This is a genomic window from Deltaproteobacteria bacterium HGW-Deltaproteobacteria-2, assembly GCA_002840505.1.
Lineage (GTDB): Bacteria > Desulfobacterota > Syntrophia > Syntrophales > Smithellaceae > Smithella.
The window spans coordinates 315999-331450 of sequence record PHBC01000003.1 but is presented as its reverse complement, the minus strand read 5'-3'; the positions used below and the strand labels follow the sequence as shown (position 1 = coordinate 331450).

Sequence of the window (15452 nt, the reverse complement as noted above, 5' to 3'; positions counted from 1 at the left end):
TCATGCCGTTGAAGAACGGCATCCAGGAAAAAATAAAACTGGATTCCGGCCTTCGCCGGAATGACAAAGATTCGATCTTTGTTTCTCTCGCTCTTAGCGAGTGTCACTAAAAGATGAAAAGCAAAATGAAAAAAACAAGTGCCGGAATTTTGCTGTATCGTGCATTAGATGATGGTTTGGAAGTATTTCTTATTCATCCCGGAGGACCTTATTGGGAAAAAAAGGATGAAGGATCCTGGTCTGTTCCCAAAGGTGAATTCGAAGCGGGAGAAGATCCTTTAGAAGCAGCTAAACGTGAGTTTCGCGAAGAAACCGGTTCTGATATCACAGGCGAGTTTATAGAATTAATACCACTAAAACAGCCCAGTGGAAAAATAGTTTATGCCTGGGCGGTTGAGGGAAATATTGATGCAACATCAATAAAGAGTAATCTGTTTACGATGGAATGGCCGCCCCGCTCAGGAAAAGAACAGGCATTTCCGGAAGCGGATAAAGGCGGCTGGTTTACAATTTTGCAGGCGCGGGAAAAGTTATTGGCAGGTCAACGCGGTTTTTTGGAACAACTACAAAAGTATTTGGGAATGGATTAAATAAAATATTGCCGGGTCCGACATCACGGGACTCTTAATGACATATAATTCTGGATTCCCGCCGGAGTTGATCCCGCGTATGCGGGACGGGAATAACAGAATGAAAGATTGCCACGGCGCACAAGGTGCGCCTCGCAATGGCAATTACAATAAATGAATTGCGGAAATGACAGGAGGCGGACCTGTGTAAAGTGCTGTCATACCGGCGAAGGCCGGTATCCAGTATTAAAAGACAAATGGATTCCGGCTAGACCCATGCCGGAATGACGGCTGTGGGCTGGATTTACATCGTACGCTCTGTCAAATACTCCCAGCGGTGGTAAAATTTATCCAGGGCGTCTTTATCTGCTGCAATTTCTTCTGTTAATTTATGGAGTAAAATATAGTCGCTGAAGTTTTTAGGGTCGGCCAACTGTGCTTCCAGTAATTTGATTTTGTCATGTAAAATTTCAATTTGTTTTTCTACATCCTGCAGTTCCAGCTTTTCTTTATAGCTCAGTTTTGTTTTTTCTTTTTTAGGTCCTTTATCTTTGTCTGTTTTGCGGGCATCGCCGGTATTTTCTTTTTTGCTTGTTTTTAAACTTTCTTCCCATTGTTCGTAGTCGGCAAAAAGTTCTGCCTTGGCATCAGTTGTAAAACCGATAAACAAACTGCATACTCGGGATATCATGTAGCGATCATGCGAAACGATAACCAGCAAACCGCCAAATTCCAGAAGATTTTCTTCGAGTGTTTCGATTGTTCTTATATCCAGATCATTGGTCGGTTCGTCCAAAAGTAAGATATCCGCAGGTTGAAGCATAAGTTTGGCAATTAATATTCTGGCCTGTTCTCCGCCGGATAGCGATGCAATGGTGGAGTTGATCTGCTCAGTTGCAAAACCAAAGCGTTTTATCCACGAAACAAGATGAACCGGTCTGTCTTTAAAGATGACGGTGTCATTGCCGTCGGCTAAAAATTGCTTGATGGTTTTTTGCTGATGCAGGGATTCTCTTAATTGGTCAAAATAAACTATTTTTAAATTGTCGGCATGCTCCACGCTGCCCGCATCAGGTTCTATTTGTTTGCTGAGCAACGTTAACAGGGTCGTTTTACCAACACCGTTTCCTCCGAGCAATCCAATACGCAAACCGGTTGTAAGATTGACGGTGAAGTTTTTCAAAATATGTTTATCGCCGAATGATTTGCTGATGTTTTTGATTTTAACCAGCACTTTGGTTTTTCTGTTGGAGGCACTGAATTCTATTTCGGTCCTGGATGTTTGCTTTTTCTCTTTTAAATCCGCCAATTCTTTTATTAAGTTATGAGCTTCGTCTATTCTGTATTTGGCTTTTGTCCTGCGGGCTTTGGGGCCTCTTCTTAACCACTCTATTTCTGCCCGCACTTTGTTGGACATTACGGCTTCGAGCTTGTTTTGTTGTTCAATGTAGAGCAGACGTTTTTCTAAAAAATCATCATATCTGCCATCGGAGTAAAAAATATTGCCTTCGTAGCGTTTGCTTATTTCCACAATTCTATTGGCGCAGCGCTCCAGTAAAAATCTGTCGTGACTGACCATTACCCAGGTAAACCTGGCGGAACCTAAAAAATTTTCCAGCCAGGCCAGTGCCTGATAGTCCAGATGATTTGTCGGCTCGTCTAAAATTAAAAGTTCCGGTTCATTAACTATCCCGCAGGCAATATCCAGCCGCTTTGTCCAGCCGCCGGAAAGTGTGTTGACTTTTACGGCATGATCATTAAAACCAACGATACTTAAGGCTTTGGCTGTTTTTACGTCGGCATTTTTAAAATCGGTGGCAGCCCTGCTGGCAACAATGTCCCACACAGTAGCGAAAGCCTCGTAATTACTGACTTGAGGTATATAGGCTGTTTTTAAGTTTTTTCTGATGGCGATATTGCCTGCATCGGTGCTTTCGAGGTTCACCATTATTTTAGTTAACGTGGTTTTCCCTGTTCCGTTATCACCGATGATTCCTATCCTTTCACCCTCGTTAACGGTCAGGCAAAGGTCTGTAAAAAGAGCTTTGGTTCCAAATGATTTGCTGATTTTGTCGAGATTCAATAATACGGCCATGCGCGGGACTATATATTAGCTTTGGAGAAAAGAAAAGTGAATGGTGAAGGGTGAAGGTAGAAGATTAGATGATTGGATGGTTAGAGGATTGGAAAATAGAAGATTAGAAGGTTAGAGGATTAGAGGTTTAGAAAAAACAGTAAACTTCATTTGTCATTCCCGACCTGATCGGGAATCCAGTTTTCTGTTCTTGGATCCCCGCCGGAGTAAAATCCCGCGTATGCGGGACCGGTATGACAGAAAATGTTTCACCCTCCCTCAATCCCTCCCATCAAGGGAGGGACGCAAAGAAAGGCGTAGGGAAAAGATTGCCACCCCGATTACATCGAGGGCAGGCGGCAGCCGAGGGCTGCCTCGCAATGACAGAGAAGGTGAAGGGTGCCCCTCAATATGTTGAGGTTCCACCGCATGTTGAGGCCGAACGAATCATTTCATACATCCCCCGTTGTTCCGTCTTGTTAATCTAACTACTTACTATTAAAGGATGAATTAAGATTTCTGATTATTTCCGATTGTTGGCAGGCTACTTGCAATTAATATCTTTATAATGAGAAAAAACAATAGGAGAAAGATTGAGGGGATTTAAAGATTACACGGATTATCTGTCTTATGCCAGAGTCTGTTTGTCTTGGATGGATGAGAAGGGACTTAAACGAACTTACAATATGTTACTTAAACAGCAACGAGATATCAACCCAATTAGTATATGCGACAAATGAAATTCGTGGCTCATAATCTAATTTAAATAAAAGGAGAGCAACGAAAACCAGACGTCATGTCGTCTGGTAAACCAAGAATTTTGCTGGGGTGTGAATCCGTGGACCATAAACAAAAAAAGGATCTGCAGAAGAAGACCGAAAGAAAGCTAGATAATAAGGATAAGAAACAACGCGAGAAGACACAAGAACTGGAAGAGTCAAAGGGAACACTAGTCATTCGTCCCGCCTGGTTCGCCGTGGTTGGGTTCGTTCTCTCGATGGTGGCAGTGCTCTCCTGGTTTTTTTTCCTTTAGTCACATGCGATCCCGGCAAACATAGGCACAGTCATTGACATTGATGATAAGCAACACTATCTTATAAATACGAGATACTGCGATGCCCGTATTGAGTCTATTCTACTGGAAGTTAACAAAAAAGAAATCACAGGGTCTTTGTGGTGATTATCACCCGTAAAAGACCAAGAATTAAAATGAAGGACTCCAGTTAAATGACAAGACGGCATATGCGGGTCTCGTTTTTTTTTGCCAGGGGAAATTAACAAGGAAAGGGGAGTTTAAAATGTGGGAAGCCGTAAGAGCTATAGGTAAAAAAATTAAAAGTGACAGAAAAGAAGTTCATGGAGGATGGATTGTCAGAACATGTAAAACAGATGAGGATGGAAGTGCTGAGGAACAATCTTTTGTGAGTGACCCAAATCACAAATGGAAGATGTCTATAAAGGAATCATTTTAGCCTAAAACAGAGGACCTTTAAAGAAAGGAGAGATGTAATGGGAGACAAGGGCGGCAAAAAAGACAAGGAAAAGGGGCAGAAGCAGAACGCTGTAAGACAGAAACAAAAGTCAAAAGACAAGTTTGATAAGCAGCCCAAAAGACAGCCTTAACATTAGAAGAGTTAAGGGAAATATTTAACTTAAGAGGTAACTCGTTGACTAATTTATAACCCTACTTTCCTTGAGGGTGCCAAAGACTGAAGTTAAAACCACGTTTCGTAAAAAAGAGAACGGGTTTTTTGTATTTTAAAAGAGCAGCTATGAAGAATGCCCTCAGAGAACAATTCAATGAAAAAAATTCATTGTCTTTAATCATTCATGCTCTTTTTTCAATAATTATGATAACAATATAAACGGAGCTGATATGCGCAAAATTATCGTTGCCGTCTTTCTTGTTTTAATGTTTCTCTGTTCCTGCTCGGATTTGAACAATGCTAATAAACTGAAGGCTGATAATACCGTTAAACAAAAACCTGATGATGCCATTGCCCACAGCAACAATGGGATTGCCTGCGCGAACCGCGGCCAGTATCAGCAGGCCATTGAAGAATATAACGAGGCCATACGCCTGCGACCGGAATTAGCTGAGATTTACAGCAACCGGGGGATTGTTTTCGCTAAGCTCGGCCAGTATCAGCGTGCCATAGTGGATTATAACGAGGCCATACGCCTGCAACCGGATTTAGCCGAAGCCTACAACAATAAGGGAGATGCTCACAATAGCCTCCATCAGTATCAACAGGCCATTGATGATTTCAATAAGGCCATCAGCCTGAAGCCGAAAGATGCCAACCTCTATTACAACAGGGGAATTGCTTACGATAACCTTGGCAAGCTGAAGCGTGCCATAGTGGATTATAACGAGGCCATCAACCTGAAGCCTGATGATGCCTTGGCCTACACCAGCCGAGGGCGTGCTTATTTTATGCTGGGCAACAAAAATCTTTTCTGCCGTGATGTGCAAAAAGCTTGTACATTGGGCGACTGCAAATTGTTTGAAATGGCTAAAGGCAAGCGATATTGCCCTTGATTCAGATGGGGACTATAAAACTGATTGCAAATGGCAATTCTCATCTAATCCCAAATTGAAAGTTAGTGAAACTCGCTGATCATGAATCCCCTCAATATGCTGAGGTTCCACCGTATGTTGAGGCCAAACGAATAATTTCATACATCGCCATAATTCCCTCTGATTAATCTAACCACATACTATTAAAGATGAATTAAAATATCTGAGTATTTCCGGTTGTTGGCAGGATAGTTGCAATTACTATCTGCATGATGCTGAAACAGAAAGATAAGAACGGTCAAACATTCGTCTCAGGTGTCTCCCCCCCATCAGTAGGGTTATGGTTATGCCTGATACCTACAAGAAAGGTCAAAAAGACCCGGATTAATTCTTTTATCTTGGACCTTCTCAAAATAGGAAGGGCACCTTTAAACCTGAACAAAAGGATGACCTTTAAATGAAATTGGGGAAAATTATGAATCCATTTGAAAAGTCTGCATGGGTGTTATTTTCGTTTATGGCATCCATTATTTTGATAGCATTTATTTTTGTTGCCGAGCAGATCTCCCAGTCAAGAGGGATAAAGACAGACGATGAATTAAGAGAGAGCAGAGCAGAAAAGATAGAGGTAACGGAGACGAAATGAAGACCGTCAGCATGTTGAGACAAAAAAGTTGAGTAGGCAATACCACTTATCGGGAAAAGCGAAGTTAGAATATTAATTGTTAAGCGATAAAGAATTCATAAATGGAAAAGAAAGAAGAATATCAAATCTCATCATCTGTGAATGAAGGAATTCTTGAAATTATTCTAACAGGCGAAGTAATAGAAAGTGCTGCTGAAAAGATAACAAATGAAGTGACCGCAGTCATAATGGAAAATAGCGTAGAGAATGTGCTGGCGGATATTCGTGCTATCAAGGGACGTTTCTTTACAGAAGCATTTTTTAATGTCAGAAATTACCCTCCCGATATTTATAGGCTTAAAGTCGCCATTATGGACATTCCTCAGAACGCTAACTTCCAATCGTTTCATGAAATTACAGCAAAGAAAGCCGGTGTGTCATTTAAATATTTTACCAATAACGATGCTGCGAGAGATTGGCTTAAGAGCAAGGAAAAAGAATAACACTCCAGCAGATAAATCAAAAACCTAAAGGAGAACAGTATGAAATCGAGCACACAAGACAAAGCAGAAGGCATGTTTCACAAAGTGAAGGGTAAGGTCAAGGAAGTTGCCGGGGAAATAAGCGACAATCCCAAGTTGGAAGAGGAAGGTACAGTTGAAAAGATAACCGGCCAGGTTCAGGAAAAGATCGGTCAGGTCAAGAAGGTTTGGGGGCGGTAGTAAGAGAACGCATAAGCTTGGATATTATTCATATGGAAGATTTTTTAACGTATGAAAACAGCCCGATTAACCATTTTTATTTAACCAAATTAAAAGAAAGGATAAAGATTATGAGCAATGTTTATAAAGTTATCGAAATTATCGGAAGCAGTGATAAATCATGGGAAGATGCTGCTAAAAATGCTGTTGAAGTCACAGCAAAAACCTTAAAAGAAATAAGGATTGCTGAAGTAAAAGAACTCGATATGAGAGTGGAAAAAGGAAAAGTTGTGGAGTATCGGGCGAAATTAAGAGTATCGTTTAAGTATAAACCTGAATAGATTTGTTCCGCCTTTGGCGGGAATGTTCGACTTACAAATAAAAGAATTTAAATCAGACAAACTGGAGAAGGTTATGAAAAAAATATTACTTTCGTTGTTATTGACATTTGTTTTTGCTGTACCTGCTTTTTCACAGATGAGGGATATGCCCATGGGAGGTCATGGTGGCGGACATGGACAGATGATGGAAATGGACCACATGGACATGATGGGCGGTGATATGATGTGCATGGAGAATGCGGATCATATGGGGCTTACCGATGACCAGATGGCGAAGATGAAACCAATACACAGAGAAATGCAGAAAAAGCAAATAAGATCAAAAGCTGACCTTAAGATTGCCCAGATCGAACTTATGGAAATTATGGAAGTGAAAAATTTTGATTTGGATAAGGCCACATTCGCGGTTAAGAAAATTGAAGATATGAAAACCGCTCAGCATTTGGAAATGCTAAAAGCCATGAAAGATATGCGGGCTATTTTGACGGAAGAACAGTTTAAAAACATGCATAAGATGATGTACATGAAAATGGGTGAGGAAAAACACGAAAAGAAGATGGATAAAAAAGACCATAAAAAACAAAGCCATAAAAAAACAGCGGATGATATGAAGGGTATGAAACACTAGAACAGTGAATGGTGAAAAATAGAGGATTAGAAGATTAGATGATTGGAAGATTAGAAGAAACAGTGAATAGTGAAATGTGAAAAGAAGGGACAAGATTTAAGTAATTAAGGAAATACTTCCTTTGTCATTCCGGCCCCGCATACGCGGGATAAACTCCGGCCGGAATCCAGGAAACTAGAGGATTAGATGTTTGGACGGGTTAGTAAAGAAACGTGAAAAGTTTAAGGAATTAAGAACTGGATTGCCAATAACCTGAATAATCTAAACACATTCAGTTGGTTAGATTATCAGGTGTTTAGTGTTCATTGATATATAAGGCCGAAATTCTTATGGCTCAATTATGAAGAGGCAAGATCATATCAACGACGCCGGAACGGAGGCGATATGATACCGAGTCAGGAATCCATTGAATCCACCCCAAAGGAACACCGTCCACGTGTGATTCGCATTGAACCCTCTCCCGGCACTATTATCGTTTTGCTGCTACTATTCGCCGGTCTGTGGGTGCTGAACAGGCTTCTACCGGTGGTTCTGGTACTTGTGGCGGCCCTCATTATCGTCGGCACCATAGGTCCCGCTGTTGAGTGGTTTGAAAAGCGGCGCATGCGCCGGGGTCTGGGCATCGCGATAGTTTTCACCGCACTCTCGGCAGTCACCGTTCTCTTTATCACAATGACAATTCCATCACTCATAGAGCAGGTTACGAGCCTTCTGAATCAGGAACCTGAACTGCGGAAACGTTTGGTGAATTGGTTGGCGGGTTCCCAACTGACCAGCCCCTTGGCAGTACTACTTAGCAAAGTGCATCCCGACGATCTTTTAAAAATGGTTACCTCGAATGCCCTCGAGTTTTCCACCCGCGTCGTCGAGATCTTCGCGTATATCCTGAGTTCCGTATTCCTCGCGCTGTACATCATGATCGATAGGGATCGTCTGCGAGGAGGCCTGTTTTCTATGGTCCCCAGGTCCCACCACATCCGGCTTTCCCGGATCATGCTGAATCTGGAAACCATCGTCGGTGCCTACATACGCGGGCAGGTGATTACCTGTGCTTTAATGGGCGCTTTTGTGTTCATCCTCCTGACTGCCTGCGGTGTCTCTAACGCATTGGCCATCGCGGTGTTTGCGGGCGCTGCCGACGTCCTTCCTTATATTGGTCCCCTGTTTTCGGTGGGCGCCGCAGTGGCGGCAGCTATCTCTCGTGGTCCTACCGTCATTATCATTGTGCTCGTGCTAATGCTTGCCTACGAAGAACTCGAAAGCCGAGTGATAATTCCGCGGATCTATGGACGCGCGTTGCGCCTCCCTTCGTCCGTAATCCTTTTGTCGCTTTTGGCGGGAGGAGTTTTATATGGCATCACCGGGGCGCTTCTTGCTCTTCCGGTAGCGGCGGCAGTGATGATGCTTATTGAGGAACTGCGCGTCGATTTGCCGGGACAGCAGGAGCAAGCGGAAGATGTGGCGATTAGGGAACGCGACGACCGAGGTGAAAAGGAGTATGAACGCCGGGCTGAAGGCATGCCCGCCGAGCAGGCCGCTGCCATCGCCGTCGATATTTCTGCCGATCGTCAGAAGGAAGAAAATAGTCTGACGAGAAAAACTGATGCACCCGGTAAAAAATGACTAAAGATAATAATCCGGGTTGAATTTGTTTTCTGATATTCTATAATTTGACATAATTGCCTTTAAGAGCAAACGATATATACTAGAACTCTAAGGTCGGCACCCAGTTGCGATGCTGCACGAATTGCCGCGAGCGAGTTTTCGGGAACATTTTTATGCGCACCGCGGTGTGCTGCTACAAGTGGCCCGATCGAAGTTGGATCCATTAGCCATTCATAAGCGAGTGGTGACCCATTCTGCTGTAAGCTCTGCGGAGAATCCGAACTGCCACCGCTGCAGGAAATACCCAAAAAACTCAATATGATCAAAAATATGATCTGACAGACAAACCGTTTGCATTTCATGATTAATTTACTTTAGCCTCCATTTCATAAAAAAAAGTGAAGCGCCATTGGAAGCAAAATGGCCGTTCTGCCGTTTTTAAGTTAGCAAAATAAGTATCATGAAGCAATATGCAATCTTTGCCTCTATCGGCAAGTGTCACTATTGAATTGACATACAAGGCTGAAATTCTTATAGTTCAATTTCTGTTGGAATTACTGGACAGAGAGGTGTTCAATATCCCACGGCACTGCGTGCCTGGGATAATTTCCAAATAGCCTTTGGATATTGGATAATTCGTCCAACAAGTTTCGGTGTGCTACGCTTTTGAAACTTGGGACTCAATAAGGAGGATGGAAAATGACTGCTGCAAGCGCTCAAGCATTAAGTGTTTTAAGAAGCACTGAAAACCTGCAATGGTACATCATACCGTTGATGGTGTCCGTCGTGTACATCTACTTTGTTGAAATCGAGAAGAAAAACTGGAGCCCGGTTCTGCTGGGACTGGCGTTTTGGGCAATCGAGTTTATCTGGGAGATTTTCAACGCGCTGCTGTTGCATTTTACAGATTACGCGCCTCTGTGGACAACGCCGGGGAAATCGGCTTTTGTTATTTATGCGGGTCTGAACATTGAAATATCATTTTTCTTTGCTGTTTACGGCCTGATGGTCTTAAAAATTCTGCCGGAAGATAAAAATATGAAAATCCTGGGCATCCCCAACCGGTTATTCATCCCCACGATCCTGGGTCTTGCCGGCGTATTTGTCGAGGTGCTTTTAAACAAAAGCAACATGCTGATATGGGCCTATAAATACTGGAGCTGGCCTAACATTTATTTCATTGTTGTTGCCTACTGTTTCCCACTGCTGGTGCTTGTCTGGCTGCATGATAATCTGACGTTGCGGGCGAAAAAGATCGGCGTGGTGCTTATGCCTGTCCTTGCAATCATGTGTCATATTGTGTTTGCAACAATACTCGGGTGGGTTTGATATCTTGTGGAATAATTTTACTTCTCACATCGGGAGAAATCGCTATTGTGGAGGTAATCAATAAATAAAGGATGTGTTACAAACATGAAAATACAGGCAGAGGGCGATTTTGGCGAGTGGATAACCGTTGGAGGAAACCAGCTTTATCCGGGTTATATCATTAAGGGTAGGCAGCGGCATTTAATGATCGATGCAGGAATGAATCTGATAGGTCCGGCATATATTGCTTCGTTGGAAAAAGTCTTCGGGGACAAAAACGCTCTGGACTATGTTTTTGCGACCCATTCCCATTTCGATCACGTGGGTTCTATTCCCTATCTCAAGAGAAAACTACCTGATCTTCAGGCCGGTGCATTCGAAAGAGTCGGAACTCTGATGAAAAAGAAATCCGTTCTCGATCTGATGACTTCCTTAAGCGAGCTCCAAAGAGGATTTTATCAAGATATCGTCGGTGATGAGGATGTTCGTCTCGAACCTGTGAATTTTGAGTTTAATCTCAAAGAAGGAGACCGGTTTGATCTTGGTGGTTTGACCTGCGAAGTTTACGAGGTGCCGGGACATACCGGCGACTCGCTGGCGTTTTTCATTCCCGAAATTCGCGCGCTCTTCGCGGGAGAAGCTTGTGGTCTTCCGGAAGGCGACAAAGACAGCCACGCAAAAGCCGAATTTCTATCTTCCTATGACGACTACGTTTCATCGCTGGATAAGCTCATAGGGCTTCATCCAAAATTTATCGGCATGGCTCACTTGTGGGTCTTTACAGACGGTGACGCCACCGAGTTTTTACAGCGATCCCGTGAATCCACTCCCCGGTATCGAGAGCTGATTGAGACATATCTCGATGCCGCAAACGGCGACATCAATGATGCTGTGCAATTAATGGCAAAAAAAGAGTACGATGAAAAAGGCACGATTGCCCAGCCCAGAGAATCTTATCTTGAGAATTTAAAAGCGCAAGTGCGGCAGGTAGCGTTAATATCTGCTCGTTAAACATCTTTGCGCGAGCTATGCCACCCAAATAGCATTTCCACCAATGGATCACTAGAGAGCGCGTGTTGCAATAACAAATAAGGAAAATGGAATGAAAAAGGATTTGCTGGTGACTTTGGCGGATGGCAATTACGTTGATCAGGCCAGGCAGCTTTTTTCCAGCGTGTATTGGAATGCGGGCTGGAAGGGCGATTACATGCTGCTGGCTTATGATATTCCTGAAAAAGATTTGAGATGGTTCTATGATAAAGGGATTCTGATCAGGAAATGCGAACCGATATTGACAGAAACTGAAATCCGTATCGGCCATGCTCCTTTAACGACTCTCTGCAAATTTTATTTGTTTACGCCGGAATTTAAGAAATGGAAAAATGTTGTGTTTCTCGACGGGGATATCGTTGTAAGAGGTTCACTGGAATCTCTTACTGAAGCGAAGGGATTTGCGGCGGTAAGAATTCTTAACTTGCTGCGTACTTCGCTGAAAGGGCAGTTTCATGATCGCAACAGGCGCAATAAGCATCTCTTCAGAGAGCTGGAGAGTAAATGTGATTTAAGCAGGCCCGCGTTTAATTCCGGTGTAATGGCTTTTTGCACGGATATGATATCCGAAGATGATTTTCAGAATCTTAAAAATATTCTTTTGCATTTCGAGGATATTATTTATATTTCGGAAGAAACGGTTCTGAATATTTATTTTCATGGCAAGTGGCAGGAGCTGTCTCAGGTTTATAATATTTGTCCAAGTTATGAGATTTATCATTCGGGAGGCAGTCCGGATAACTTGAAAGGAATTGTTTTACACACATATTCTAATTTCCCGGGAGGAAAACCCTGGAATCCTAAAAGTCCTTTGAATTCCGAATGGAAATCAAATCTGGATAAAGCCGACCTGATTGATATTGTTAATCCGCAAACGCCTAATAAAATATTGAGTAAGCGGGAAGAGGCGGAAAATGATTTTTATTTAAAGAATCTGCATAAACGTGATTTATATAAATATTGCCGTTATAAAATGTCTTATTATTACAGATACAATAAATACAGGCTGCGTGCAGGTGTTTTTCTGAAAAATAATTATCCGCAAATTTTCAAACTTCAAAGAAAGTTAAGAAACAAAACATTGATGTAATATCGGGATTTCTAATGAAGGTCATTACTGTTACTCCTGCGGGACGGAAACATTATCTGGAAATACTGGCTGAGTATCTTCTTAATAATCGCCGGTACATTTCAGAGCATCACTTCTGGCTGAATACTTCTGTTAAAGATGACATTGCTTATATTGAAATGCTTGCAGCTAAGCATCCCGATTTCTTTAAAATCAACAGGAAAGAAATGCTTAAAAAATCAGTGAACAGTATCTGGCAGTATTACAGGGATTATGTTGATGATGATACCATCTATATCAAGTTCGATGATGATATCTGTTTTTTCGAAAAAGATGCCGTGAAAAATCTTATTGAACACAGGATCAATAATCCGAAACCTCTTTTTGTTTTCGGCAACATTGTTAATAACGCAGTATGTTCACACTTTTTTCAGAAGGAAGGAATTGTTCCGATGCAATGGGGCAAGGTCGGATATGAATGCCTGGATATTAACGGTTGGCAGAATCCAAAATTTGCCGGGAAAATTCACAGAAAATTTATTAATGATATAAAATCGGACAATCTGAACAGATGGAAAATAGATCACGTAATAATGAATGATTTCAGAAGATTTTCGATTGGCGTAATGTGCTGGTTCGGACGTGATTTAAAAGGTCTGCCGGAGTTAAATTCAGGTTTTGATGAAACGATAGATTGCAGGACGGGAGCGTGGCGTTTCATTCATAGTGACGAATCATTTTTATCACAGGACCTGCCGCAGAGGCTGAATCGTCCCAACATGATTTGCGGTGACGCTCTGTTTGGCCATTTTGCATTTTATATTCAGAGAGATTACCTCGAAGACTGCACGGTTTTACTGGAAGAATACAAGGCCATAGCGTTGGGCGAAAATGGCTTTTCGGTCAAAGTATTCAGAATGATTTTGGGTATAGTGAAACGGCTGACGGGTAATATTTCTATAAATGTAAAAAGTCTTTATTATAAGTTAAGAAGTATTGTAAGAATGTTTCTTGAAAAAAACTATCCCGATACTTATAAATTCTTGAGAAGGTTGATAAATGAAAGAAAATTTTCAGACCGGTAATCTGACCTCTGCCGGAACTTTTAATAAACAACAGACAATAAGAAACGCCGTTTGTCTTTGCACCGACCGAAAAATGTTGATTCCCGCGTTATTCGTTGCTGATGCGGTGAAGTCTTTCGCCAAAGGTTCGGATCATAGCTTTGATACTATTATTTTCGCGGAGCCTTCGGAAGTGACGGATGTCCACAGAAGTTGGATGGAACAGCGCGGAATACTATTTTGCGAAGATATGGACATGTCGCGTCAACGAGGTGTCGGTAAATTTATTGAAAGGTTAAGTACTGCCACGATGATGAAACTATTTCTGGCTGAACATCTTGCCGGCCGTTACGACAAAATATTCTATCTCGACTGTGACCTGACTATCCACGGCGACATATCTTCAATATTTTCTCTGGATACGGCACCGTTTGCGCTGGCCGCTGTTCCTTCTGGCCGTGTTTGGACTGGTTTAAATAAGAAGGTGCACGATGATTTCAATGATCATTGCCACAAATTAGGCATGACCAAACCCTATCGCTTCTTCAATACCGGTGTTCTCTACATTGATGTCGAAAGATGGAACAGCGAAAAATTAGGTGAAAGGGCGCTGGAATTTATCCGGCAAAATACCGAGCTCTGTTCTCTTCCTGATGAACACGCGCTGAATGCTATTCTGGATGGCAACATCGCACAATTATCGCCTATATGGAATACGGCGCCTTCCCCGCGATGGCAAAAAATAAAAAACGGTAAATCCAGTGCGGTCATCATTCACCATATGGGTGATCAAAAACCATGGCGCCGGTTCGTCTATGGCAAGCCTTTGTTCTTCCCTGACCTGACAGCCTATTGCTGCTATAAGGATTTCCTTAAGGATTCTCCCTGGCCGGAATGGCTAGACGAGCAATGGGGCTGGCGCGATCTGTATATGAATATAAGAGGAGAAGTCGCCCGAATCTTGCGTATGTTAAGACTCAGAAGTAAATGGGAAGAGCCATCAGCCCGGCAGCGCAAGGCCTATAACGATGCTGTTCGGCAATATCATGTTGAGGCGCGGTTTTTTGACTTGGAACAAGGTATCGTTATCCGGGAGAACGGCAAGCTTCGACTGAAAAATAAAATTGTAACTATATGATAATATGGTATAAAATAATAATTGACTTGCAAATGGAATTTCCCTATATTGGCACCTAAACAACAAATTACCCATAAAAACATTTCTTGTTAAACGCACAGGAGGTGCAAAATGAAAAAAGATAGACAATGGCAGAAACCGGAATTGGATGTAATGAAACAAAGAAACACAAAGAAGGTTATTGGATCATCCAGTAAAGGGAACGTGCGTTACAATACAGGCATTGGTCCTACTCCTCCAGTGCCTCCTGTTAAAATGGCTTGTATTAAAGACGTTGAATAGAAGGCTCAAGACACCGGCTTTAAAAGAGTAAATTTACTGTTTGTATTTTTCCTATAGTGCTTAATACAGACGAGGGCTAGTTTTCTTTGACCGATGCGGTGATAATTGACAATTATTTAAGCCGGACCCGGCACTTATTTATTTCAAGGAATATTTTATGAAAACAAAAATAAAACCAGACGCCGTATATGTGGCGTCTGGTGATGTTGTTGTGCGTGAAGTGGAAAGTGAGATGATCATCATCCCGTTTGCATCCGGTGTCAACGATTCGGAGAACGAACCATATTTCCTCAACACTACAGGACAGGTTATCTGGCAAAGTTTGGACGGACGGAAGAGCCTGAAAGAAATAATTATGGATTTGGCTGCTGAGTTTAAGGTTCCTGTAAAAGTTATTGAAAAGGACGTTATCGGGTTTGTGGAAAAACTCCTGATGAGAAAGATGCTTGTTGAAGTCTCAGGGACTTAATTTATTAC

General features: G+C 42.3%; 19 protein-coding genes. 17 read left to right on the top strand and 2 right to left on the bottom strand.

Translation table 11 applies throughout. The features are described 5' to 3' along the window. The first annotated feature begins 125 nt into the window (after positions 1-125). Entirely contained in the window at positions 126-590 is a 465-nt protein-coding gene (locus tag CVU62_08520) for an NUDIX hydrolase (protein PKN37757.1), read from the top strand. A gap of 283 nt (positions 591-873) precedes the next feature. Here CVU62_08520 and CVU62_08515 read toward each other — a convergent pair whose 3' ends face one another. Next, positions 874-2664, bottom strand: a complete 1791-nt coding sequence (locus CVU62_08515; GenBank protein PKN37756.1) for an ABC transporter ATP-binding protein — start codon at positions 2662-2664, stop codon at positions 874-876. 233 nt (positions 2665-2897) lie between these two features. Here CVU62_08515 and CVU62_08510 point away from each other — a divergent pair, with 233 nt between their 5' ends. From CVU62_08510 to CVU62_08465, 10 genes are all read left to right on the top strand, one after another. Beyond that, complete coding sequence (locus tag CVU62_08510) at positions 2898-3131, top strand: hypothetical protein (GenBank protein PKN37755.1); 234 nt, start codon at positions 2898-2900, stop codon at positions 3129-3131. Positions 3132-3439: 308 nt separating this feature from the next. Beyond that, positions 3440-3676 (top strand): hypothetical protein, encoded by a 237-nt coding sequence (locus CVU62_08505; protein ID PKN37754.1) that lies wholly within the window; start codon positions 3440-3442, stop codon positions 3674-3676. Positions 3677-4519: 843 nt separating this feature from the next. After that, the gene (locus tag CVU62_08500) at positions 4520-5185 is read left to right on the top strand and encodes a hypothetical protein (protein PKN37753.1); all 666 of its coding nucleotides are present in this window, start codon (positions 4520-4522) and stop codon (positions 5183-5185) included. Between the two features lie 248 nt (positions 5186-5433). Further along, positions 5434-5625: a hypothetical protein gene (locus CVU62_08495; protein PKN37752.1), complete on the top strand. Its 192-nt coding sequence runs from the start codon at positions 5434-5436 to the stop codon at positions 5623-5625. Continuing rightward, a complete protein-coding gene (locus tag CVU62_08490; protein PKN37751.1) occupies positions 5622-5810 on the top strand; it encodes a hypothetical protein in 189 nt (62 codons plus the stop codon). The genes CVU62_08495 and CVU62_08490 overlap by 4 nt, the downstream gene beginning before the upstream one ends. A gap of 101 nt (positions 5811-5911) precedes the next feature. Further along, on the top strand, positions 5912-6292 hold the full coding sequence (locus CVU62_08485) for a hypothetical protein (protein PKN37750.1): 381 nt from the start codon (positions 5912-5914) through the stop codon (positions 6290-6292). 39 nt (positions 6293-6331) lie between these two features. Then, positions 6332-6511, top strand: a complete 180-nt coding sequence (locus tag CVU62_08480; protein PKN37749.1) for a CsbD family protein — start codon at positions 6332-6334, stop codon at positions 6509-6511. 32 nt (positions 6512-6543) lie between these two features. Beyond that, positions 6544-6831: a transporter gene (locus CVU62_08475; protein PKN38057.1), complete on the top strand. Its 288-nt coding sequence runs from the start codon at positions 6544-6546 to the stop codon at positions 6829-6831. A gap of 22 nt (positions 6832-6853) precedes the next feature. Continuing rightward, on the top strand, positions 6854-7459 hold the full coding sequence (locus tag CVU62_08470) for a hypothetical protein (protein ID PKN37748.1): 606 nt from the start codon (positions 6854-6856) through the stop codon (positions 7457-7459). A 384-nt stretch (positions 7460-7843) separates the two neighbouring features. Next, the gene (locus tag CVU62_08465; protein ID PKN37747.1) at positions 7844-9082 is read left to right on the top strand and encodes a hypothetical protein; all 1239 of its coding nucleotides are present in this window, start codon (positions 7844-7846) and stop codon (positions 9080-9082) included. A 62-nt stretch (positions 9083-9144) separates the two neighbouring features. On the opposite strand, the gene CVU62_08460 is transcribed toward CVU62_08465, so the two are convergent. Then, entirely contained in the window at positions 9145-9426 is a 282-nt protein-coding gene (locus CVU62_08460; GenBank protein ID PKN37746.1) for a hypothetical protein, read from the bottom strand. A 337-nt stretch (positions 9427-9763) separates the two neighbouring features. Here CVU62_08460 and CVU62_08455 point away from each other — a divergent pair, with 337 nt between their 5' ends. The 6 genes from CVU62_08455 (at position 9764) to CVU62_08430 (ending at position 15444) form a co-directional block, all read left to right on the top strand. Continuing rightward, positions 9764-10393 (top strand): hypothetical protein, encoded by a 630-nt coding sequence (locus tag CVU62_08455; GenBank protein ID PKN37745.1) that lies wholly within the window; start codon positions 9764-9766, stop codon positions 10391-10393. 84 nt (positions 10394-10477) lie between these two features. Continuing rightward, on the top strand, positions 10478-11383 hold the full coding sequence (locus CVU62_08450; protein PKN37744.1) for a hypothetical protein: 906 nt from the start codon (positions 10478-10480) through the stop codon (positions 11381-11383). A gap of 91 nt (positions 11384-11474) precedes the next feature. Next, positions 11475-12512: a hypothetical protein gene (locus tag CVU62_08445; protein ID PKN37743.1), complete on the top strand. Its 1038-nt coding sequence runs from the start codon at positions 11475-11477 to the stop codon at positions 12510-12512. A 14-nt stretch (positions 12513-12526) separates the two neighbouring features. Then, positions 12527-13576, top strand: coding sequence for a hypothetical protein (locus tag CVU62_08440; protein PKN37742.1), 1050 nt, complete (start codon positions 12527-12529; stop codon positions 13574-13576). Next, positions 13551-14693: a hypothetical protein gene (locus CVU62_08435; GenBank protein PKN37741.1), complete on the top strand. Its 1143-nt coding sequence runs from the start codon at positions 13551-13553 to the stop codon at positions 14691-14693. The genes CVU62_08440 and CVU62_08435 overlap by 26 nt, the downstream gene beginning before the upstream one ends. Positions 14694-15132: 439 nt before the next feature. Then, positions 15133-15444, top strand: coding sequence for a hypothetical protein (locus CVU62_08430; GenBank protein ID PKN37740.1), 312 nt, complete (start codon positions 15133-15135; stop codon positions 15442-15444). The last annotated feature ends 8 nt before the right edge of the window (positions 15445-15452 follow it).